The organism is Algoriphagus aquatilis (genome assembly GCF_042657405.1).
In the GTDB taxonomy this organism is placed as follows: Bacteria; Bacteroidota; Bacteroidia; order Cytophagales; family Cyclobacteriaceae; genus Algoriphagus; species Algoriphagus aquatilis.
In genome coordinates, this window is sequence record NZ_JBHSKS010000003.1 from 99,524 (window position 1) to 121,346 (window position 21,823).

The 21,823-nt window shown below is 44.7% G+C and carries 18 protein-coding genes; 11 read left to right on the forward strand and 7 right to left on the reverse strand.

Going from position 1 to position 21,823, the window contains the following annotated elements; translation table 11 throughout:
* Positions 1-59 precede the first annotated feature (59 nt).
* Both ACFPIK_RS04835 and ACFPIK_RS04840 read left to right on the forward strand, forming a co-directional pair.
* A complete protein-coding gene (locus tag ACFPIK_RS04835; protein ID WP_377912801.1) occupies positions 60-926 on the forward strand; it encodes a LysR family transcriptional regulator in 867 nt (288 codons plus the stop codon).
* A gap of 142 nt (positions 927-1,068) precedes the next feature.
* Positions 1,069-1,854, forward strand: a complete 786-nt coding sequence (locus ACFPIK_RS04840) for a helix-turn-helix domain-containing protein (protein WP_377912803.1) — start codon at positions 1,069-1,071, stop codon at positions 1,852-1,854.
* 183 nt (positions 1,855-2,037) lie between these two features.
* On the opposite strand, the gene menD is transcribed toward ACFPIK_RS04840, so the two are convergent.
* The 3 genes from menD to ACFPIK_RS04855 are packed head-to-tail and all read right to left on the reverse strand — an operon-like array spanning position 2,038 to position 5,353.
* Positions 2,038-3,723 (reverse strand): 2-succinyl-5-enolpyruvyl-6-hydroxy-3-cyclohexene-1-carboxylic-acid synthase, encoded by a 1,686-nt coding sequence (menD, locus tag ACFPIK_RS04845; protein ID WP_377912805.1) that lies wholly within the window; start codon positions 3,721-3,723, stop codon positions 2,038-2,040.
* A complete protein-coding gene (locus tag ACFPIK_RS04850; protein WP_377912807.1) occupies positions 3,720-4,934 on the reverse strand; it encodes a chorismate-binding protein in 1,215 nt (404 codons plus the stop codon). Before ACFPIK_RS04850 ends, menD begins: the two co-directional genes overlap by 4 nt.
* Complete coding sequence (locus tag ACFPIK_RS04855) at positions 4,931-5,353, reverse strand: hotdog fold thioesterase (protein ID WP_377912809.1); 423 nt, start codon at positions 5,351-5,353, stop codon at positions 4,931-4,933. Before ACFPIK_RS04855 ends, ACFPIK_RS04850 begins: the two co-directional genes overlap by 4 nt.
* Positions 5,354-5,406: 53 nt before the next feature.
* Between ACFPIK_RS04855 and ACFPIK_RS04860 the strand changes: the two genes are divergently transcribed.
* Positions 5,407-6,030 (forward strand): histidine phosphatase family protein, encoded by a 624-nt coding sequence (locus ACFPIK_RS04860; RefSeq protein WP_377912811.1) that lies wholly within the window; start codon positions 5,407-5,409, stop codon positions 6,028-6,030.
* Here the strand turns inward: ACFPIK_RS04860 and ACFPIK_RS04865 are convergent.
* From ACFPIK_RS04865 to ACFPIK_RS04875, 3 genes are all read right to left on the reverse strand, one after another.
* The gene (locus ACFPIK_RS04865; RefSeq protein WP_377912813.1) at positions 6,014-6,436 is read right to left on the reverse strand and encodes a hypothetical protein; all 423 of its coding nucleotides are present in this window, start codon (positions 6,434-6,436) and stop codon (positions 6,014-6,016) included. The genes ACFPIK_RS04860 and ACFPIK_RS04865 overlap by 17 nt on opposite strands.
* An 88-nt stretch (positions 6,437-6,524) precedes the next feature.
* The gene (locus ACFPIK_RS04870; RefSeq protein WP_377912815.1) at positions 6,525-7,295 is read right to left on the reverse strand and encodes a zinc ribbon domain-containing protein; all 771 of its coding nucleotides are present in this window, start codon (positions 7,293-7,295) and stop codon (positions 6,525-6,527) included.
* A 3-nt stretch (positions 7,296-7,298) separates the two neighbouring features.
* Positions 7,299-8,399 (reverse strand): Nif3-like dinuclear metal center hexameric protein, encoded by a 1,101-nt coding sequence (locus ACFPIK_RS04875; protein WP_377912817.1) that lies wholly within the window; start codon positions 8,397-8,399, stop codon positions 7,299-7,301.
* Between the two features lie 39 nt (positions 8,400-8,438).
* Between ACFPIK_RS04875 and lpxK the strand changes: the two genes are divergently transcribed.
* From lpxK to katG, 8 genes are all read left to right on the forward strand, one after another.
* Complete coding sequence (lpxK, locus tag ACFPIK_RS04880) at positions 8,439-9,488, forward strand: tetraacyldisaccharide 4'-kinase (protein ID WP_377912819.1); 1,050 nt, start codon at positions 8,439-8,441, stop codon at positions 9,486-9,488.
* Positions 9,485-11,431, forward strand: coding sequence for a putative porin (locus tag ACFPIK_RS04885; RefSeq protein WP_377912821.1), 1,947 nt, complete (start codon positions 9,485-9,487; stop codon positions 11,429-11,431). Before lpxK ends, ACFPIK_RS04885 begins: the two co-directional genes overlap by 4 nt.
* Before the next feature lie 135 nt (positions 11,432-11,566).
* A complete protein-coding gene (locus ACFPIK_RS04890) occupies positions 11,567-12,178 on the forward strand; it encodes a MiaE family protein (RefSeq protein WP_377912823.1) in 612 nt (203 codons plus the stop codon).
* 108 nt (positions 12,179-12,286) lie between these two features.
* Positions 12,287-13,531, forward strand: coding sequence for an ABC transporter permease (locus ACFPIK_RS04895; protein WP_377912825.1), 1,245 nt, complete (start codon positions 12,287-12,289; stop codon positions 13,529-13,531).
* Between the two features lie 217 nt (positions 13,532-13,748).
* Positions 13,749-15,440, forward strand: a complete 1,692-nt coding sequence (locus tag ACFPIK_RS04900) for a GMC oxidoreductase (RefSeq protein WP_377912827.1) — start codon at positions 13,749-13,751, stop codon at positions 15,438-15,440.
* Positions 15,441-15,636: 196 nt separating this feature from the next.
* The gene (locus ACFPIK_RS04905) at positions 15,637-16,932 is read left to right on the forward strand and encodes a prolyl oligopeptidase family serine peptidase (protein WP_377912829.1); all 1,296 of its coding nucleotides are present in this window, start codon (positions 15,637-15,639) and stop codon (positions 16,930-16,932) included.
* Positions 16,933-17,005: 73 nt separating this feature from the next.
* A complete protein-coding gene (locus ACFPIK_RS04910; protein ID WP_377912831.1) occupies positions 17,006-18,079 on the forward strand; it encodes an acyl-CoA dehydrogenase family protein in 1,074 nt (357 codons plus the stop codon).
* A 441-nt stretch (positions 18,080-18,520) separates the two neighbouring features.
* Positions 18,521-20,725 (forward strand): catalase/peroxidase HPI, encoded by a 2,205-nt coding sequence (katG, locus tag ACFPIK_RS04915; RefSeq protein WP_377912833.1) that lies wholly within the window; start codon positions 18,521-18,523, stop codon positions 20,723-20,725.
* Between the two features lie 175 nt (positions 20,726-20,900).
* Here the strand turns inward: katG and ACFPIK_RS04920 are convergent, their stop codons facing one another.
* Entirely contained in the window at positions 20,901-21,302 is a 402-nt protein-coding gene (locus ACFPIK_RS04920; protein ID WP_377912835.1) for an OsmC family protein, read from the reverse strand.
* Positions 21,303-21,823 lie beyond the last annotated feature (521 nt).

The following is a 21,823-nucleotide window of genomic DNA, read 5'->3' on the forward strand; positions in this document are numbered from 1 at the left end:
CTTCCTTTTGATGCTTTTTGATACTATTATTGTCACTAAATGATAACTGAAAGGCATCAATGGAACTGAGACATTTGAGTTATTTCCAGGCAGTGGCCGAGGAATTGAACTATCGAAAAGCCGCCGAGCGGCTGTTTATCTCTCAACCCGGACTCAGTAGGCAGATCAAGCAGCTGGAGGAGGAGTTGGGAGTTCAGCTTTTTGAGCGGGATAAAAAACATGTGGAATTGACTGCTGCCGGAGCGTTCCTAAAAGGAGAAGTGGATTTTGTCTTGAATCACTTGGAAAGCACCAAGCAACAGTTGTTGGAAATTGCCGCAGGTAGGGAAGGAGAATTGCGAATCGGGTTTTTGGGTTCGGCGTCCAATCAGGTGCTTCCGGATTTATTGAAAAAACTGAACTCACTGTTACCTAAAATCACCACAAGCCTGGAAGAACTGAGTAATCAGATGCAGGTTGAAATGATCCAGAAAGACAAGCTGGACCTGGGCTTTGTGCGATTAGCTTCAGTGCCTGAGGACTTGGAAATGAAGTCAGTTTTCCGGGATACGTTTTCTTTGGTAGTTCCTTCAGATCATCCCATTCAGGCTAAATCCTTTAAAAGTGTTGGACAATTTGCAGCTGATTCATTTGTACTTTTCTCCTCGGATTACTCGAATTATTATTACGAACAGATTTTGGGCATTTGTCGGGATGCGGGATTTATGCCGAAGATCAAGCACAAGTCTGTGCATGCCTTGACGATTTTCCGCTTGGTGGAAAATGGTTTAGGAGTCGCCATAGTCCCCACTTCCCTACAGAAAGGGTATGATTTGAAGGTGCGTTTTATGGAAATCCCGGGAATTTCAAAGTTTACGGAGCTTTCCGTGATTTGGAAGCCCGAAAATCGGAACCCGGTTTTGTGTAAGGTTCTGGAGATGATTTGAAAGAAAAAGACTTGATAGAAGCCGAAAAACCTATTTTTGAATAAATGCCGTCCAAATGTCGGGTTAATTCCGCCCTCATTTCGGTCCAACAAAAAATCTAATCTGAGATCTTGCCATGGTCAAATCAAAAACTCACTTTACAATGAAGCAACCAGAACTTGGCAAGAAAATCTCAGAACTGAGAAAAGCCAAAGGGCTCACACAAGAGGAGCTGGTCGAAAAATGCAACTTGAACGTCCGCACCATTCAGCGGATCGAAGCAGGAGAAGTGACTCCGAGAAGTTACACAATCAAGGCGCTTTTTGAGGCCTTGGATTTTCAATGGGAAGAAGTGAAAAGTAGTTTTACCGATGAGGAGAGGAAAGTGCCATCCTATCTGTACTTCGCATTCGCTTCGGGCTTACTCTATTTTTTCATTGCTTTTTTTGAAATCGGTTGGGAATATGAATGGATAGAAGATGGTTTTGTATCCGATAAAACAGGCTTTACTGGAGTGAAATTGATCACCTTTTTTAGCTATGTTGGCTTCTTGCTTGGATTGCTCGGATTAGAGCGATTTTATCCAAACAAGTATTTGAAAATCGCCCTTTGGGTCATGATCGGTTTTAATCTGTTGATGTATTCAGCAGATTTGATTGCGCTGCATACCTCCCTTCTCAGTATCGAGGATTATTACTGGATTAAGTTTGAAGCATTTGGCTTGGGCTATGCTTTTCTTGGAGCAAGTTATTTTGGGTATAAAAATCTGAAATATGGACTAGGCCAGGTCATTGGTGCCCTAGGTTTGATCGCAGGGATTCTGATTTTTTCAGGATTTGGAGTGGTATTCGGACTCGTACCGATGACTTTCTTTGAAATCGGCCAGTTGGGACTAATGATTTATTTCATACAAAAAATCGGGAGAAGCACTTCTCCCGATAGTTATTGATTTTTAAACCATTAAGTGGATTTAGAAAATTAAGAATTTTGTTTATCCAAAGGTCTTCTTGATTCCAAAGCCTCCCAAATTGTCTACTACATTTTTTCTTTAAATGTAAAGGGATGTTGAAAAGTATTTTAGCCTATGGATTGGATTCAGTCTTGAATCTAATGTCTTTAGTCTAGGGTCTTTTTACTCCTCAATTACCCTTTTCACTATATCCTTCACCTTCTTCAATATCTCGGCATTCTTAGGACTGGAGGATTCGATTTCCAAGATTTTGGGTTTTAAGCTTGGTTCGTAGAAGTTAGCCAGGGCTTTTTCCAATTCCTCCTGATTCTTTACCAACTGATACTCAAAGCCAAACTCCGCTGCCAAATGAGAGGCATTGAGCTTTTGCCGTGTTTCAAAAAATTCTTCCAGTTCAGGCTGCTTGGCAGGACCATCGATCAATCTAAAAATTCCACCTGCATGGTTATTCAAAATCACGATCCGCAGGTTAGGCATGGCGTAGTTGTGCCAAAAGGCATTTCTGTCGTAGAAAAACGCCATGTCACCCGTGATCAAAGTAACCGGTTCTTTGGTCGTAAACGTGCATCCTACTGCTGTACTGTTACTTCCGTCAATTCCACTTGTACCTCGGTTACAAATGATTTCCTGATTTCGTTTCCCTAGAAAATTCGAATAGCGCACCGCCATGGAATTGGCCAGGTGGATTTTCGAAAAGGGAGGGATTTTTTTCAGGAGGTTATACAAAGCCGGATATTCACCAAATTCTACCGATTCGAAAACTCCGGGCAAAGCAGCCTGAACCTTTTTCTCCAAACTCATCCATGTTTGAGCAAAGTCGCTATCCTGATTCGGAAGGTTTTGCGAAAGCCAAGTGAAAAAGCCCATCGGCGAACAAGCCAATACCCGAGTCAATTGCTGGTAAGTATCCTTAGCTTGGCCATCGGGCTGAATGTGCCAATGGGATATTTCCTGCTTTCTGAGGAATTGCTTGAGCGATTTGGAAATCACCGATTTGCCAAATGAAATCACCAGATCCGGCGCCAATTCCCCATGAAGGTTTTCATTCGCCAACCAATGGTCATGAAGGGATATGCTCTGCTCTCCTTGGAGATTGGAAATCGTATCGGCTACGACCACCACATTTTTACTTTTAGCAAGCTGATCGAGCAGGGTTTGAAGTTGGGGATTTGGTTTTTGCTGACCTGGAACGACCATCAAACGCTTGACTTCCTGAAGTCGGTTCTTAATGTGCCTAAGACTTTCTTCACTAAGTTGGCTTTGGCTGGAAACTGTAGTGAATTCTCTCGGTTTTTCGGGGTATTCAAACTTTTCTCCCTCAGTAGGATAAAATGGCTCTCGAAGTGGAATATTGATGTGGACTGGTCCTGCTGGAAATTGCTTGCTTAAGTTGATCGCTTCATTCACGATTCGCCCGGCATGCCAAACTTGATCCTTTTGCTCAAAAGAATCAGGGAATCGATAGGTCTTTTTCACATGCTTGCCATAGACTTCTTCCTGGAAAATCGTCTGTCCATCCCATTGATCGATCCACTCAGCAGGACGATCCGCTGTCAAAATGAGTAATGGAATCTGCTGAAAAAAGGCTTCCGAAATCGCCGGAAAATAATTCAAAGCTGCTGACCCTGAAGTGCACACCAACACCACAGGTTGCCCCAGTTGTTGTGCCATTCCCAGGGCAATAAATGCCGCAGACCGCTCGTCAGAGATCGTCCTTGAGTGGATCTCAGGATGTCTGGCAAATGCCAAAGTAAGAGGTGCACAACGTGAACCCGGAGAAAGAATGGCGTTTTGGATTCCTTTTTGGGCGCAGATGGCCACCAGATCGAGAATGGGCTGTATGATCAAGCGCTTGGATGTTTGATGAATTTGCCGATGATTTCACACTTCATTTCTGTCTCCTCCCATTCCTTTTCGGGATCTGAATCTTCGGTCACTCCGGCTCCGGCAAAGAGGATTACCTGATTTTCCTGAAAATTAGCCGTACGAAGATTGACATAAATGGAGGTTTCTGATTCGATATTGACAGGTCCAAAGAATCCTGCGAAAAAGCTTCGGTCAAAGCTTTCATTTTCCTGTAAAAACTCATGTGCGGCTTTTCTCGGCATACCACATACCGCGGAGGTAGGGTGAAGTAAGTCTAGCATCACTGAGCCGAGTTGCGGAAAACCGGTAGCTTTCATATTCACCTTAAAGTCAGTTCTAAGGTGAAGAAGATTTCCAGCCAAAACGGTTTTGGGACCGTGCTCTTCGTATTCTCTGAGTCGGATCTTTTTGAAGCAATCCACAATATAGCGGCAGACCAATGCTTGCTCTTCGATTTCTTTTTGCGTCCAGGCAGCAGCTTTGAGCGGATTATCACCTTGCGCAGCTTGCGTTCCCGCCAAAGCCATGGTGTAGAAAAAGTCACCTTTGGTTTCGATCAATACTTCAGGACTTGCTCCCATCCAAGTTCCAACCTGAGGAATGTGGAAGAAATTGACAAAGGAATTGGGGTAGGACTGGATAAGTTTCAATATGGTTTTCCCAAGGTCAAATCCTTTGGGAAGGTCAAGTACTTTGGTTCTTGCAGGTACAATCTTTTCAAGTATTCCCGAGGAAATAGCCTCAATACCTTGATCAACAAGTTGGATAAATGACTCTTTACTAGATCCTTGAATAGGTGTTTTGGTTGAGCCAACCGAACGAACTCTCAGCAGTTTTTCTACTTTTTCTGTGCTGCCATCAAGTTGACTGATACTGGATTGTAACCAAACCGGAAGTTCCTCGGCCGAGATGGGTTCTTCCAGATTGAATTTGAAATACTGGCTGGCTTGAATGAAAAAGGCTTTTTTGTCCTCCTGATCCGCAAACGGATGCACCACAAAACCTGCTGGCAATTCTTCCAAGGTAAGTCCGATTCGATGGGTTTCTTGATTTTCATCCAGAATAAACTCGATGGTCTGGGTTTTTGGTTTTCTCCAAAGGGCAAAAGCACCTCCCGATTGAAGCCCATGAAAGACCAGGGATTTGATAGTCTCTTCTTGAGTTATAGAAGTAATCGTCTCGGTCAAATTCATTTTTTATCCAAAATCGCCATCGTAATCCTGCTGATACAGCACAATTGTTCGGCTTCGTTGTAGATTTTAATTTCCCAAACTTGAGTGGATTTACCCAAGTGAACAGGTTTTGCTACGCCTTTTACTTGCCCTTCTTTTACTGATTTGAGATGGTTGGCATTGATCTCCAATCCCACACATACTTGCTTCTCCAAATCTAAAGTCAATGAAGCTGCCACGCTACCAAGAGTTTCAGCCAAAGCAACGCTAGCACCCCCGTGTAACAAGCCATAAGGTTGGATGGTTCGATGGTCTACGGGCATTTTGCCTTCCAAAAAATCTTCTCCGATCGCAGTGAATTCAATCCCCAGATGATCCACCATAGAAGGTCTCCGTGTGGTATTCAATTGCTCAAGGGTGGGAATGCTCACAAAAACCATTAATATCTGGGCTAAATGAAGTTTATTTGGGCTTTGGACAAAAATAAAGAAACTTGAACCGAAAAAAAATTTACCTCGTCAGACACGGACAAACTGATTACAACCTTCAAGGAGTAGTTCAAGGAAGTGGTATAGATGCTCCGATCAATGCTACAGGAAGAGCCCAGGCTCAGGCATTTTTTGAAGCGTATAAGGAAGTTGAATTTGACCAGATTTACCATACTGCCTTGATTCGGACCAAGCAATCTATCCAAGGTTTTATTGATCTGGGGATTTCTACCCGAGCTTTGAGCGAACTCAATGAGATCTCTTGGGGAGATTATGAAGGTACGCCGATGACTCCTGAGGAAGGGGAGTATTACCGACACATGCTCCACCAGTGGCAGCAAGGTAACTTGGACTATGCCATCGCTGGAGGGGAAAGTCCAAATACTGTAGCAATACGGATGAAAAGAGGGATTGATATTGTGCTTTCAGGACCAGGAGAAACAATCCTAGTTTGCATGCATGGACGGGCGATGAGGATTTTCCTGAGTTTGATTCTGAAAACTGACCTGAGGGACATGGACCAATACGAGCACAATAATTTGTGTCTTTATTTATTGGAAGAGTCTGAGGATGATGTGTTTGAAGTCAAAAAATTCAATGATCAGGAGCACCTCAGGGCTGTGAAGTAGCTTTTGTAGCTTTGGAAGTTTTCTTCTTTTGGAGAAGGCTTTCCTCGTACATGGCAAGGTAGGTTTGGTGTAGCAGTTGGTTTTCTGAAAGATCGAATAATCTGAATGCCAGATTTTGAAGTTGAACTTTTTGTCCGTCTCCAAGATTGACCAAAAACTCTCCCAAGAAGCATGCATCAAATTCACAAGATGGAATTTCGATAATCAGTGCCAATTCTGAATTACCATCGTAGGTTTTGGTCGAGAAGAAAGGAGAAAACTGATTTTCAATCGACTTGATATTGGTCTTATGTTCTTTTAATTCGGAAGACTTAAAAAGTGCCAAAAAAGTTTTCGACTCAGGATCTTTAGCAAATCCCGTGAAGCAGCATAATGTCAGAACTACCAATATTGCCAACTTTTTCATCGCTTTGAATATAGGTATAAAAAGTCCGAAAAGGCAAAATTGTTTGCAAACAAAAAGGTCTCTGAATTTTCAGAGACCTTTTTGTTAGTTATGCTTTAGCGGTTCTTCGCTTTGTCTTTACAGTTTCGTCTTCAATTTCATCTTCAACACCTGCCAGGATTCTTCCGCAATGTTCGCAGACAATGAGCTTTTTCTTTTCTCTGATATCTGCTTGTCTTTGAGGCGGTACAGTGTTGAAGCAACCTCCGCAAGCACCTCTTTTTACCATTACTACTGCCAATCCATTTTTAGCATTAGCTCGGATTTTAGTGTAGGATTTGATGAGTCTATCTTCTACTTTCTTAGCCGCTTTTTCTTTTTCAGCTCTGAGTTTTGATTCTTCCGATTCGCTTTCAGCTACGATAGTGGAGAGCTCGTCTTTTTTCAGATCAAGATCCTTTTGACGGTCTTTCATCAAATTAGACAACTCCTCAAGATCTGCTTTCTTGCTGTCAATTTTTACTCCGGCTTCCGAAATTTTCTTTTTGGATACTTGAATTTCAAGATCTTGCAATTCAAGTTCTTTGGTGATCGCATCGTATTCGCGGTTATTGCGAACATTCATCTGTTGCTCCTGATACTTTTTGATCAGTTTCTCAGATTCTTTGATGTTTTCCTTGTACCGCTTGATGTCATCCTCAAAAGCTTCAATATCTCTTTTGAATTTTTCGAGTCGAGTTCCGTAGCCTGCTATCTCGTCTTCGAGGTCTTGAACTTCTTCAGGAAGGGCTCCTCTTACTTTTACGATGGCATCTAGTCTTGAATCTATAAGTTGAAGGTTGTAGATAGCTTCGAGTTTCTGTGCTACTGTACTTTCCATGTACTATCGGTAGGATGTGGGATTAGTAACTACTTTTGTCAAATAGAGTGCAATATTAGGAAAATTTTGTGACAAAAATTCGGCTAATAAATCTTTTGTGAAAATTTCGCTCTCATAATGCCCGATGTCACACAGCACCAATTGCCCCTCTGCATCGAAGAATTCGTGGTATTTGATATCTGATGTCACAAAGGCATCAGCACCTGCCCGCTTGGCATCAGCAAGTAAAAATATGCCTGCTCCTCCGCATACTGCCACCCTTTTTATTGGCCTATTGATCGGTGCCGTATGCTTGATGATTTGGAGGTTCATTGCGCTTTTCAAATGGCTCAAAAAATCATCTCCTGATAGCCCTACAGGTAGCTCTCCGATCATCCCCGCACCTACCTCCTGATGGACATTTTCCAAAGTAGTCAAGAAATAAGCCACCTCCTCGTAGGGATGATTTTTTTTCATTGCTTGGATGATTTTTCCCCCTAAATGTGATGGAAGAATCACTTCAATTCTTGTTTCCGGCTCCTGATGAGGAATTCCGCGCTCGCCAAGGTGAGGATTGGCTTTTTCTGATGCGGTGTACGTTCCCAAGCCTTCTACTTGGAATGAGCAATCTTTATATTCTCCGATGTGACCTGCACCTGCTTCAAAAATGGCTTGGAGCACCCGATCTTTGTCATCCATCGGAACAAAAAACTCAAGCTTACTAAGGAGTTGCTTTTTAGGTTGGAGGATTTGTGTTTGTATCAGTCCAAGTCGGTCGGCGATTTTTTTGTTAACTCCCGTTGCCACATGATCGAGGTTGGTATGGATAGCATAGATCGCGATATCCTTCTTGATCGCCTTTATCACAGTCCGCTCCACATAATTTTTGCCTGTCAGACTTTTTAGGCCTTTGAAAACAATGGGGTGGTGGGCTACGATCAAATTTGCGCCTAAGGCGATAGCTTCCTCTACCACATCTTCTGTACAATCCAGCGTACAGAGGATGCCTGTGAGTAGATCTCCACGGTTTCCGCAGATGAGCGTGGCATTATCGTAGCTTTCCTGATAGGCGGGAGGTGCCAATTGCTCGAGAAAGGAAATCACATCCTGGATTCGGTATCCCATATTTTTCTTTTATTTGGTCAAAAATAGCAATTCTGCCTGATGGCTTGGTATTCAGTTTTTCTACTACCCTTTTCCTTGCTTTTTCGCTTCATCACGGCGTGTAGAAATTTCTTGTATGAAAGAGGAATTCTGAAAAGTTTCAAATCCCCCATTCCCACGCTGGTAGTTGGCAACCTCTCTGTGGGTGGTACGGGCAAGACGCCAATGGTGGAGTTTTTGATCAAAAATCTAAAATCTGAAGTTTCTCTTGCTACCCTGAGTCGTGGTTATGGGAGAAAAACCAAAGGGTTTATTCAAGCTACAGCAGACAGCACAGCGGATCAACTTGGAGATGAACCCCTGCAGATTTTCAACAAATTTCAGACTGAAATTCCCGTGTTTGTGGGCGAAGATCGGGTTAATGCCTTGAATCAAATCCGGGAAATAGCTGATGAAATTGACTTGGTGATTTTAGATGATGCCTTCCAGCATCGAAGGCTCGCTTCTGATTATAAAATTCTGCTGACTCCATATAATAAACCTTTCTTTCAAGACCATATTTTACCAGCAGGTAGGCTTAGGGAATCTCGGCAAGGTGCCCAACGAGCAGACCTCCTTGTGGTGACAAAGTGCCCTGAAGACTTACCTCCGCAGGTTAAGAAGGAATACCTAGAACAAATTGCCAAGTATTCATCTGATCAAGTGCCGGTATATTTTTCATCGATAGGCTATGGCGAGCCTTACCCTATAGTGGGTTTGGCTCAGGAAATGAATGCAACTGTCATCCTGATTTCCGGCTTGGCGGATGATCGACTCTTTGTGAAATTCTGTCAGCGATCGTTTAAAGTCGTCGAGAAGTTTTCATTTGGTGATCACCATGACTACACTCGGGAGGATGCTCAACGAATCCTGCAATCCCGAGACAGATTTGTCTCCGAAAAGCCTGTGATCCTCACCACTGAAAAAGATGCAGACAAACTTAAATTTTTGGCCAAACAGGGATTATTGAAGGAAATTCCGATTTTTGCGCTGCCTATTCAGGTTGTATTTGCACCTCATGAACAGGAATCTCTACTCCGCCATATCCGAGAAAAATTCAACATCAGGTGATTAGAAAGGCCCTCCTTTTATGTACCCTCTTTTTTCTGATCCAAAGTCAGGACCTGTTTGCCCAGCGGCCTATCCCGCAGGTTGGGACTGGCAATCCTGCAGGTGCTAGGCAGGGAAGGCAGCTGGTTGAACAGGAGGAACAGGAGACCGAGGGCCGTCGCACGCTGCTAGATGACAGTACCAAGCAGGTGTATGGTCCCAAGACCACCCTGTATTTTTATGAAAAAAACATTAAGCGAAATCGGCTTCAGCTGATTGAGCAAGACACACTGCTCAACAATTTTCACAACTACGATCCTGTTGCCAAATCCATTTGGAAATACCAGGATCTTGGAAACATAGGCAGTGCGGCCAAGCCGGTTTTTTATACTCTTCCGGAGCAAATTGGCCTCACCTCAGGCTTTCATGCCTACGACATTTACTTCAGAGATCCTTCCAAAAGGAAGTTTTATGATACCAAGTCTCCTTTCACGGAAATGGCAGCGTTTTTTGGAGGGGGAAACAGAAACATGCTCGACGTTTCTTTTGCCAGAAATATCAATCCCCGGTGGAATGTAGGCATCGATTTCAATACGCTTCGGATCAGAAAAACACTCAATCCTGCGCAACGAGACGATCATATGGCGGTCCAAAATGCCTATGCATTTCATACCAATTACCGATCTGAAAATGGGAAATATTGGTTACTGGGTGCATTCTCTAGGATGAAACATACCGTGAATGAAATCGGAGGGATCATCCCGCCGGAAGTTGACCCCAACTCACTCTATTTCACCTATGAAGACGCTAAAATTTGGCTTCAGAATTCACAGGCAAGAGACCTAAGACAGGAGTATCACCTGTACCATGAATACAAACTGGGAAATGGTCTCCAATTCTACCATATCTTGGATCGAAAAAATCAGAATCTGGTTTTTCGCTCCTTTTTAAATACATCTGATTCCCTGTTTTTTAACAAAAACCGATTTATCAATCCGGACACCACGCTGAATAGAAATGATTTTGCGGAGTGGAGAAATGAAGTTGGCTTGAAAGGAACCTTCAAAGGCTTTTACTACAATTCCTACCTCAAGCTGCGAAATGGACGGATGATCAGTCCTTATTTTACCCAGCCAAGACAGGCGTTCAACGAGGTGTTTATTGGTGGAGAACTTATTGGTAAACTTTCTGAAAAATGGGAAATCAGTGCCGATGGCGAATACCTCATTCCGGGTAATTTCAGAATTCACGGAGTATTTATCTCTCCTTGGCTCGATGTGGAATATACCAAGGCGCTCTACAAACCCACGTCCATGCAACAGCTATTTGTGAGTAATCATCACCGCTGGGACAATGATTTTGCCAACATCGGGGTAGATCAGATCAAGGGTACGATAAAAGCCGATATCAAATCGATTCACCTCAGACCAAACCTTACGCTCAATCGAATTAATAACTACGTCTATTTCAACACGGAGCGAAAGGTGGCTCAAGCGAGTGGGCAGGCCTTTATGATTATGCCGGCAATTGAGGCAAAAATGAATATCGGTAAAAAATTCAGACTAGAAACCGAAGTCATTTTCACTCAAATCACAGGAGAAGCGGCAGATGCATTCCGAATTCCAACTTGGTTTAACAATACCAAGTTTTATTTCGACAGCCCTTTGTTTGACAACAATGTGGTGGTTCAAATGGGGATTGATGCAAGATTCAGGTCATCCTATTTTGCGGAAGCGTATGATCCCTCACTTCAGCAATTCCATTTGCAAAATACCTTCAATGTATATGCGTACCCGATTTTCGATTTATTTCTGGACTTTCGGATCAACCGAACGCGCGTGCTCTTCAAATACAACCACCTCAATGCAGGGATGATGGTGAAAGAGGGATATTTCGTGACGCCGGATTACACCGGTTATCGCTCTTTCTTGGATTTGGGAATTTCTTGGTATTTGTTTGATTGAAAAACAAGACACTAGACTTAAGACGCAAGACATTAGATATTTGTAGATAAGAAAATGTCTGTTCTAGAGTTTTAGGAAAGTGGTAGAATACTTCAAAAAGGTCGTAAATCAACCAATCGTAAATCGTAAACAAAGATGAGTTGGGAAGAAACCACCCGTCAAAAGATGCTTCACCTCAAGCTGCCTACCGACCCGAGATGGGTGGATATTGCGCAAATGCAGATTGAGGATATTTTGGTGGACCATGCGTATTGTGAGCAGAAGGCCGCTTCGTCCTGTATCAGCTTGATCGTCAGATTCAATGATTTGGAATACTTGGTAGATACATTGACTCCAATAGTAGCGGAGGAGTGGGGGCACTTTGAGCGGGTGATGGAGCAGTTGAAAAAGCGGGGAATGAAGTTTGGAAGGCAGCGAAAGGATGAATACGTCACCCGACTGACTGATTTTGTGAAAAAAGGCGGTAGCCGAATGGATCAGTTGACCGAGCATTTGCTGCTGAATGCCTTAATCGAAGCCCGCAGTTGTGAGCGCTTTAAACTGCTGTCTAAAAACATTCAGGACGAAGACTTGCAGAAGTTTTATTACGAATTGATGATCTCTGAAGCTGGTCATTACGTGACCTTCATAGAAATGGCTAGGATGTATCAAGATCCTGAAAAAGTAAACAAGCGCTGGCAAGAATGGTTGACCTTTGAAGCAGAAGTGATGAAAAGCATGGAACTGCGGGGAGATCGAATGCATTGAGTAAACTGTTAAAATCTATCTACCTTGGCTTGATTAAGCTTCAATTTTCCTATACTTAATGAATCTAGTCTGCTACTTTTCAAAAACCTGTTCTAAACCGAACAATCCATGAATTTGATCGAAAATGTCCGCGAAGCTCTGAATTCTGTCAAGGTTCATTTGCTTCGAACAGTCCTTACGGGTGCAATTATTGCCATCGGTATTTCTTCGCTCGTAGGAATGCTTACCGCTATCGATGGGATCAAGGCTCAGATTGCAGAGAGTTTTGCGGGACTTGGAGCCAATTCATTCGATATCAGAAACAAAGGAGCAAGTGGTGGCAGGGTGGTTCAGGAAGGAAAAACAGAGAAAGTGTATCCATCCATCACTTTCCGCGAAGCACAAAGTTTCAAAGAACAATATGCTTCCATAGGCATTTCTACCGTGTTTACATCTGTAACGGGTGCAGCCGAAATCAAAAGAGGTTCGAAAAAGACTAACCCCAATACCAGGATTCGTGGTGGGGATGAAAATTACCTCGCGATCAAAGCCATCAAACTCGCTAAAGGAAGAAACTTCAGCCAAATGGAAGTGAGATATGGCAACAGTGTGGCCATCATTGGAAAAGAGCTGGAAGAAAACCTGTTCGAAAGCGGCGAAGATCCGCTTAACCAAAAAATCACTTTTCTTGGTAGGCCCTATACCATCATCGGTGTCTTGGACAAGCAAGGCGGAGTGGGCCAAGACCAAGGTGCAGACCGTCAGATTTTGATTCCTATTGAAAATGCCGCCAGGTTGGATACCCGCGGCACTTTCAACTATCGAATCACAGGAGTAGCCTCAGATCCGGGCAAGATCGACTACGAAATGGGTCAGGCGACAGGCATGATGCGGAAAATCCGTCAAGACCGAGTAGCCCAAGAAGACTCTTTTGAATTAACAAAAAGTGAGTCAGTTGCAGAAAGCTTGGAGGAAGTAGCAGGTTATCTCCGAATTGGGGGCTTTGGAATCGGGTTTATTACCCTTTTAGGGGCATCTATCGGATTGATGAATATCATGCTTGTGTCTGTGACTGAACGAACTCGTGAGATTGGAATTCGAAAAGCACTTGGAGCTACCCCACTTAGAATTCGTCAGCAGTTTTTGATTGAAGCCATTACCATCTGTGTGATTGGGGGAATTTTTGGGATGATGTTGGGGATCGGAATTGGCAATATCATCGCCAACTTTATCGGTCCGGGAGGATTTCTGGTTCCCTGGTTATGGATGATCATCTCTTTTGCGATCTGTATCGTGGTGGGCTTAATCGCAGGATATATACCCGCATACAAGGCAAGTAAACTGGATCCAATCGAATCCTTGCGATACGAGTAAAGCTATCAGCCTATCCTAATTTGAAACCCAAGCTGGAGGTCATTTTCCGTCTTGGGTTTTTTTCTTGCAATCCACTCCAATTTTTCACTTTACAACCTTCAAATCCTCCCCTCATCCAAACTCCCAAAATCCCAAACCTCCATTCTTCCCAACTTCCAGACCTACCTAATGTCTAAAATTCCCCAAAAATCTTCGAGGAAACTCTTATTTTACCCCTATGAATTCTCATCAATACGACGCGATAGTAGTTGGTTCTGGCATTTCAGGAGGCTGGGCTGCCAAAGAACTGTGTGAAAAAGGCTTGAAGACGCTGGTTTTGGAGCGAGGTCGACAGGTCGAGCACCTGAAAGATTATCCTACCATGACCGCAAATGCCTGGGATATGCCTCACCGAAACAGAATCCCATTAGCCGATGAACTCGAAAATCCCGTGGTCAATCGATGCTATGCTTATGCGGAAGACACCCAGCATTTTTTCGTTAAAGACAGCGAACATCCCTATGTACAAAACAAGCCGTTTGACTGGATCAGAGGCTACCAGGTAGGAGGGAAATCCTTGATTTGGGCGCGTCAAACTCAACGTTGGAGTAAGTATGATTTTGAAGGTCCCGGGCGGGATGGCTTTGCCGTGGATTGGCCGATTCGATATGAAGACATTGCTCCTTGGTATAGCTATGTGGAGCGGTTTGTGGGAATCAGCGGAAACTATGACGGGTTGGAAACCCTCCCGGATGGAGAATTTCTTCCTGCTTGGGAGATGAATTGTGTGGAAAAGGAAGTTCAAAAAAGGATTCTGGAGGCCTACGGAGACCGCAAATTTGTGATTGGTCGCTGTGCCCATTTGACCCAGCCAAAGGATGTTCATTTGGCTCAAGGTAGAGGTCAATGCCAAGCCAGAAATCAATGCTATCGGGGCTGTCCTTTTGGTGGATATTTCAGTTCTAATTCATCTACGTTGCCTGCTGCTGCAAAAACAGGAAACTTGACCATCCGCCCGGATTCGGTAGTTCATTCAGTGATTTGGGATGAGGCAAAAGGTAAAGCTACGGGTGTCCGGGTGATAGACCGAGTGACCAAAGAAGCTACCGAATACTTCGCTAAGGTGATTTTTCTCAATGCCGCTTGCCTGAATACCAATCTGATTTTGCTCAATTCTACTTCCAGTCGCTTTCCGAATGGATTGGGAAATGATTCGGGGATTTTGGGCAAATACATTGCTTTCCACAATTATCGGGGCACCTTGGGAGGCAGATTTGAAGGTTTTGAAGACAAATACTATTATGGCCGTCGCCCCACTGCAGTTATGCTGCCCAATTTTCGAAATGTGAAAAAACAGGAGATGGACTTTCTCCGGGGTTATATGTCCTTTTATTCTGCTGGCCGTGGAGGCTGGGGAGGATCGAGGGATGTACCTTTTGGAGCGGAATTCAAAGCGGCCAATTCCGAACCTGGACCTTGGTGGGTCTCCATGATGATGCAGGGCGAGACGATCCCAAAGGAAACCAATCTGGTATCGCTCAGTCCCGATTTGAAAGATCCATGGGGCATTCCTCAGCTTCAGATCGATATCGCCTACGATGATAATGATGAGAAAATCGTCAAAGATTTTCTCGAACAGGGTGAAGAGATGCTATCCAAAGCAGGAGTGACCAACATTTACAAAAATGACAGCAAGCAAGCTCCTGGGCTGGACATTCATGAGATGGGAGGAGTGCGGATGGGACGTGATCCCAAAACATCACTTTTGAATGGGTTCAATCAGATGCACCTTGCTCCCAATGTCTTTGTGACCGATGGGGCAGCGATGACCTCAACCGGCACTCAAAACCCATCCATTACCTACATGGCCCTGACTGCCCGTGCGGTGGATTATGCCGTGAGGGAGTTGAAGAAGGGAAATATGAAGTAAGGGAGGTGGGAAGCAAGGAGGTTGGGAAGTCAGGAAGTGTTGGTGCACTGGAGCTACTCTTTCAATCATCTTGTCTTCCATGCTTCCCTACATCCCAGCTTCCATACTTCTTGCCTTTCGAGTAATTTTCTTAGGTCTAATCCTGACATTTCCGAAATTTCATTTCAATATCCATCAAACCCATAACCTACCCTTTATGAAAAAAACTGTACGAATAATCCTGCTCCTTTTAACCCTTCCCCTGTTGGTTTGGGCGAAAAATGACAACCCTCCGTCAACGGGGAAATACAAACTGGTCATCGAAGGCTTTGACTGGGGACCTGCAGTCAGTAAAGTGATCCTTCATGATGCCAATCCGACCAAGGAGACAAGCGCAGCAGACTTTGAAGTGTTTGTGACTCGATCTTCTACTTTGGGAGAGATTCCTGCCGCGCAGGCTTCCGGCAAACGAAGTATCGTTTACACTTATGCTTCCGACGAAAATGGAAACCGAAAAGATGACGGTACTCACTTGACTTTGGTCCTTGCCGTCAGTCCGGTCAATCCGCTAGGATCGGGTATCCAATACCTCAGAATGGGCAACCGAGCTTCCAATGTCTGGATTGATTACGGAGTGAATGTGATTCATACGAAATCCGGGAAAAGCTGGAACGAAGAAGCCGGCCGAATCCGTCCCATCGTGGATGAGTTTGACCTGACTGGTAAATTCACCCATGAGAATACGACTTTGACTTATGGAGCTTTTTCTCCAAAAAATCTAAAGACTAAAGCGCCGCTGATCATCTGGCTGCACGGTGGAGGAGAAGGCGGAACCGATCCGACTATCGCTTTGATGGGCAACAAAGCTTTCAATTATGCTTCTCCTGAGTTGCAGGTGCTGTTTGGAGAGGGAGCATTTGTGTTGGCTCCACAGACTCCGACTTTCTGGATGAATGCAGGAGAAGGCATGACTCGAGGTAAAACCAATGATATTTACAATGCTGCCGTATTTGCATTGATTCAGGATTTTGTAGCCAAAAACCCGATGGTAGATCCTGCTCGAATCTATGTAGGAGGCTGTTCAAACGGAGGTTATATGTCCTTGAAATTGATCCTTGAGCATCCGGATTACTTTGCGGCTGGATACATCTCGGCTTTGGCTTACAACCATGAGTTTATCTCTGATGCTCAAGTGCAAAAAATCAAGAATGTACCGATGTGGTTTGTGCATGCCAAAGACGACATGACTACCAAGCCAGATGAAACCGTAGTTCCTTTGTATCACAGACTCAAGCAAGCTGGTGCTAAAAATGTCTTCTTCACCTACTATGACAATGTATACGACATCACCGGATTCTACGGTGGAAAAGACTATCGCTACAATGGCCACTGGTCTTGGATATATTCCCATGCCAATGTCGCCCGAACCGATTTTGACGGTTCACCGGTAATGCTCAACGGCCGTCCGGTGACCATCATGGAGTGGATGGCAGCTCAGAAAAAGAAGAAGTGATTTGGATTCTTTTCCCCTTTGACCTGCCAGGTTTTCAAAACCTGGCAGGTCTTTTTATTCGTAAACTTGTCCCATGATTTCCACTGAACTGATCAATACCGATTGGGCTCCAAAAGCCGAAAAACAAGGCAGCCTGAGTACCGAAATGCTCGATTTGATTTATCAGGAAAAATGGTTCAAGCTGTTTGTTCCGACAGAATTTGATGGGCTAGGCTTGACTTTGCCTGAGGCATTGCTCTTGGAAGAGAAAATAGCTCGACTCGATTCGAGTATGGGTTGGACGGTGACACTCTGTGCCGGTGCGGGTTGGTTTGTGGGTTTTTTGGATCAAGAGGTCAGTCGGGAAATTTTTGCAGATCCCAAGGTTTGCCTGGCAGGAAGCGGTTTTGTGGGCGGAAAAGCCAATCGACAGGGAGACCATTATGAGATCTCCGGCAGTTGGACCTATGCTTCTGGGGCTTTACATGCGACGCATTTTACAGCCAATTGCGAGATGCTGGAGGACGGAAAAGCGCTTTGGGATGATCAAGGAAAGCCCATGATAAAAGCTTTTATCCTGAAAAAAGAGGAAGTGGAAATCCTCGACGGCTGGAGCTACATGGGCATGATCGCGACGGGAAGTCATGCCTTCAAAACCGAAAATCTACAAGTTCCTCTACATCGGGCTTTTGAAATCCTTCCAGAAAAAGTCACAAGAACTGAATCGATTTATCGCTATCCCTTTCTTCAGTTTGCGGAAGCGACTTTGGCGGTGAATATTCTGGGGATTACCCAACATCTTCAAAAGTTGATTTCGGAGACGTTTTGGAAGCGACATGAATTCCGAAAGTATGATCAAAAGCACTTGAACTATTTCCAAAAACTGGAAAAATCCTGTGCATCCAAACTGGAACTGGCGAGAATGAAGTTTTACGGGGCGGTTGAGATTTCCTGGCAAGAACTGGAGATCCATGGAAAAATCTCCAACAAATCCCTCAGATCAGTAAGCATTTCTAGTCGAAAACTCACCCAAGTCTGCCGGGAGATCAATTCAAAAATGCACCCGTTTGCCGGTTTGGAAGCCGCCAAAACCCACACCGAACTCAACCGGGTTTGGCGGGATTTCAATACGGTCAGCCAGCATGCGCTGTTGATTTTTCCTTTTTGATTTTCCTGATTAGCCACAAAGAACACAAAGGAAAAAGGTGGTCAAGAAATAGACATTTCTTGAACCTCAATCCTTTACATAAAAATCAAACTTTTTCAAGTCCAAGGAGAAAAGCTAAAGCATTTTGGTGCACCAAGTGGGAGATTAAAACGCAGATTTTTTTTAATGCAAATGGTCTTTATGGCGCAATTCAATTTTTAATTGAGGGAAATTAACCTTGAGAATGTTCTCCGAGACTTACCACTCTGGATGTCATAAATTCCCCGTCTGGAGTTTTGCAAACATTCCAGCTTCCTTGCCTCCAAACGTCCCAACTTCCTTACCTCCAAGCTTCCACCATTTCCTGACAAGAGTCATAGTTTTTATCAATCGGAAAATAATTTTTATACGAGTTCCTTTTTCTAAATTCGCATATCATTCAATTTAACTTAACTACATACTATGGATACACACGGCAAAAACGGAGGCGACATTTCCAAATGTCCTTTCCACAATGGCTCAATGGCTGCGGCAGCAGGTAAGGGCCAGCAGAACGTTGATTGGTGGCCAAACCAATTGAATGTGAACATTCTTCGTCAGCATTCTTCTCTTTCCAATCCAATGGATGAGGGTTTTGACTATGCGAAGGAATTCGAGTCTTTGAACTTGGCCGAAGTGAAGGCAGACATCGAAAAGGTGTTGACTACTTCTCAGGACTGGTGGCCTGCTGACTACGGTCACTATGGTCCATTCATGATCCGTATGGCTTGGCATAGTGCCGGTACTTACCGAGTGCAGGACGGACGTGGCGGTGCCGGAACAGGTACGCAGCGTTTCGCTCCGTTGAACTCTTGGCCTGATAACGCCAACTTGGACAAGGCGCGTTTGCTCCTTTGGCCGGTAAAGCAGAAATACGGAAGAAAGCTTTCTTGGGCTGACTTGATGATTTTGACCGGTAACGTGGCTTTGGAATCTATGGGCTTCAAAACTTTCGGTTTCGGTGGCGGTCGTGCAGACGTATGGGAGCCTGAGCAAGATATCTATTGGGGTTCTGAGAAAGAATGGGTTGCTCACCGTAATCCGGAAGCTTTGGAAAATCCACTGGGAGCTACCGAAATGGGCTTAATCTACGTGAATCCAGAAGGACCAAATAAAGTAGCTGATCCTCTTTTGGCTGCAAAAGCAATCCGTGAGACATTTGGCCGTATGGCAATGAACGATGAGGAAACTTGCGCGTTGATCGCAGGTGGACACACCTTCGGTAAGACACACGGTGCTGCTGATCCTGGCAAATATGTGGGCGCTGAGCCTGCAGGTGCATTTATCGAAGAGATGAGCACAGGCTGGAACAGCACGTATGGCACTGGCCACGGCGCAGATACCATCACTTCCGGTTTGGAAGGTGCTTGGACCTCTACTCCAGCCAAGTGGGGACATGATTACTTCAAGTTCTTGTTTGAATACGAGTGGGAACTTGTACACAGCCCTGCAGGAGCACAGCAGTGGCAAGCAAAGAATGCTGAAGCGATCATTCCTGACGCGCACATTCCTGGCAAATTCCACAAGCCTTTCATGCTGACTACCGACTTGTCGATGAGATTTGATCCGGAGTACGAAAAGGTGTCCAGAAAATTCTATGAAGATCCGGAGTACTTTGCTGACGCTTTCGCAAGAGCTTGGTTTAAACTGACTCACCGCGATATGGGACCTAAGGCCCGTTACAAAGGTCCTGAAGTACCTGCTGAAGACCTGATCTGGCAAGATCCAATCCCTGCAGTAAACCATCCTTTGGCTGATGCAGCGGATATCGCTGGCTTGAAAGCCAACATCTTGGCTTCCGGCTTGACCGTAGCTGAGTTGGTTTCTGCTGCTTGGGCTTCTGCTTCTACTTTCCGTGGTTCTGACTTCAGAGGCGGTGCCAATGGTGGCCGCATCCGTCTGGAGCCTCAGAAAAACTGGGAAGCCAACAACCCTGCTCAATTGAACAAGGTATTGGGCGTGTTGGCTAGCATTCAGGAAGAATTCAACAGCACTGCAGGTGGAGGCAAGAAAGTCTCCATGGCTGACTTGATTGTATTGGGCGGTTGCGCTGCAGTCGAGAAAGCTGCAAAAGACGCTGGATATGACATCACAGTTCCTTTCGCTCCAGGCCGTACCGATGCTTCTCAGGAAGAAACCGAAGTGGATTCTTTCGAGTGGTTGAAGCCTTGGGCTGATGGTTTCAGAAACTACATGGCAGCAGATTGCACCGTGAAAGCTGAAGAAGCTTTGATCGACAAAGCACAGTTGTTGACCCTTACAGCTCCTGAAATGACTGCTCTAGTAGGTGGTATGAGAGCTTTGGGTGCAAACTGGGATGGCAGCAAGCATGGTGTATTTACCGCAACGCCTGGTAAGTTGACCAACGACTTCTTTGTAAACTTGCTGGATATGGGAACTACTTGGAGAGCAACTTCTGACAAGCAGAACGTATTCGTAGGTAGCGACAGAAGAACCGGCGAGCCTAAGTGGACTGCTACCCGCGCGGACTTGATCTTCGGTTCCAACTCTGAACTGAGAGCTTATGCTGAGGTTTATGGTTGCGAAGACGGCAAGGCGAAGTTTGTCAAAGACTTCGTGGCAGCTTGGAATAAGGTAATGACTTTGGATCGATTTGATCTGAAGTAATCCGATAGAAAAGTGCTAATCACACACAAAAGCGGTTTCGAAAGGGGCCGCTTTTTTTTGATTATTTCACCGCAGAGGCGCAGAGAACGCGGAGGAAAAGTTAAAGAGAGTTAAGTCAGAAATCTGAAATCAGAAAGCTGAAAATTTCAGACTTCTGAATTCATCCATCTAACTTTTAATTTTCCTTTAAATCTGTCTTAATAGCTATCGTTCCACTTAGGATTTTGTGAACGGGGCAGGCATTGGCGATGGCGAGCATCCGATCGCGTTGGGATTGGTCTAAGTTGCCGATGAGTTCGATTTTGCGGTGGATTTCGGTTTTGTTGTCTTCTCGATTGACTTCGAGACTGACCTCCAGTTTTACTTCTTCCAAGTCCCAGCCTTTTCGATCTGCATACATCCGAAGCGTAGCACTAGTGCAGGCAGCGAGTGAGGAAGCCAAGAGTTGGGTAGGGGAGAATCCGAGATTTTTTCCACCCACAGATTCGGGTTCGTCGGAGATAAGGATATTTCCTGAGGAAGAGCGAATCTCAGTTTTGTAAAGCTTTTTTTTGAGGGTTGAGGTTATTTTTTCCATTGGTTTTTTATTGAATAATCGTAATTCACCGCAGGCCTGCCTTCCGGTAGGCAGGGGCGCAGAGAACGCAGAGAAAGTGTTCAGTAACCAGTCTCAGATAGCAGTTTTTCTGACCACTGAGACTGATCACTGCTTACTTTTTCAGCTTTCATACTTTTTAAGATCGCTTCGTCGCAGGAGAGCCTTCCAAAAAACCATGTCTTGGAGTTCTGCTCCTCGCGATGACGTTGGGTCCTGCCCACTGAGACTGACCACTGCCTACTTCTTTCAGCTTTCAGACTTCAGCTTTCATACTTTTTAAGATCGCTTCGTCGCAGGAGAGCCTTCCAAAAATACATGTCTTGGAGTTCTGCTCCTCGCGAAGACGTTGGGTCCTGCCTGCTGAGACTGATCACTGCCTACTTCTTTCAGCTTTCAGACTTCAGCTTTCATACTTTTTAAGATCGCTTCGTCGCAGGAGAGCCTTCCAAAAATACATGTCTTGGAGTTCTGCTCCTCGCGAAGACGTTGGGTCCTGCCTG

Excerpts from the sequence above, each read along its gene's own strand:
- ACFPIK_RS04835 (WP_377912801.1), top strand. The coding sequence starts at position 60 with ATGGAACTGAGACATTTGAGTTATTTCCAGGCAGTGGCCGAGGAATTG.
- ACFPIK_RS04840 (WP_377912803.1), top strand. The coding sequence starts at position 1,069 with ATGAAGCAACCAGAACTTGGCAAGAAAATCTCAGAACTGAGAAAAGCC.
- ACFPIK_RS04850 (WP_377912807.1), bottom strand. The coding sequence starts at position 4,934 with ATGAATTTGACCGAGACGATTACTTCTATAACTCAAGAAGAGACTATC.
- ACFPIK_RS04855 (WP_377912809.1), bottom strand. The coding sequence starts at position 5,353 with ATGGTTTTTGTGAGCATTCCCACCCTTGAGCAATTGAATACCACACGG.
- ACFPIK_RS04865 (WP_377912813.1), bottom strand. The coding sequence starts at position 6,436 with ATGAAAAAGTTGGCAATATTGGTAGTTCTGACATTATGCTGCTTCACG.
- ACFPIK_RS04870 (WP_377912815.1), bottom strand. The coding sequence starts at position 7,295 with ATGGAAAGTACAGTAGCACAGAAACTCGAAGCTATCTACAACCTTCAA.
- ACFPIK_RS04875 (WP_377912817.1), bottom strand. The coding sequence starts at position 8,399 with ATGGGATACCGAATCCAGGATGTGATTTCCTTTCTCGAGCAATTGGCA.
- lpxK (WP_377912819.1), top strand. The coding sequence starts at position 8,439 with ATGGCTTGGTATTCAGTTTTTCTACTACCCTTTTCCTTGCTTTTTCGC.
- ACFPIK_RS04890 (WP_377912823.1), top strand. The coding sequence starts at position 11,567 with ATGAGTTGGGAAGAAACCACCCGTCAAAAGATGCTTCACCTCAAGCTG.
- ACFPIK_RS04895 (WP_377912825.1), top strand. The coding sequence starts at position 12,287 with ATGAATTTGATCGAAAATGTCCGCGAAGCTCTGAATTCTGTCAAGGTT.
- ACFPIK_RS04900 (WP_377912827.1), top strand. The coding sequence starts at position 13,749 with ATGAATTCTCATCAATACGACGCGATAGTAGTTGGTTCTGGCATTTCA.
- ACFPIK_RS04905 (WP_377912829.1), top strand. The coding sequence starts at position 15,637 with ATGAAAAAAACTGTACGAATAATCCTGCTCCTTTTAACCCTTCCCCTG.
- ACFPIK_RS04910 (WP_377912831.1), top strand. The coding sequence starts at position 17,006 with ATGATTTCCACTGAACTGATCAATACCGATTGGGCTCCAAAAGCCGAA.
- katG (WP_377912833.1), top strand. The coding sequence starts at position 18,521 with ATGGATACACACGGCAAAAACGGAGGCGACATTTCCAAATGTCCTTTC.
- ACFPIK_RS04920 (WP_377912835.1), bottom strand. The coding sequence starts at position 21,302 with ATGGAAAAAATAACCTCAACCCTCAAAAAAAAGCTTTACAAAACTGAG.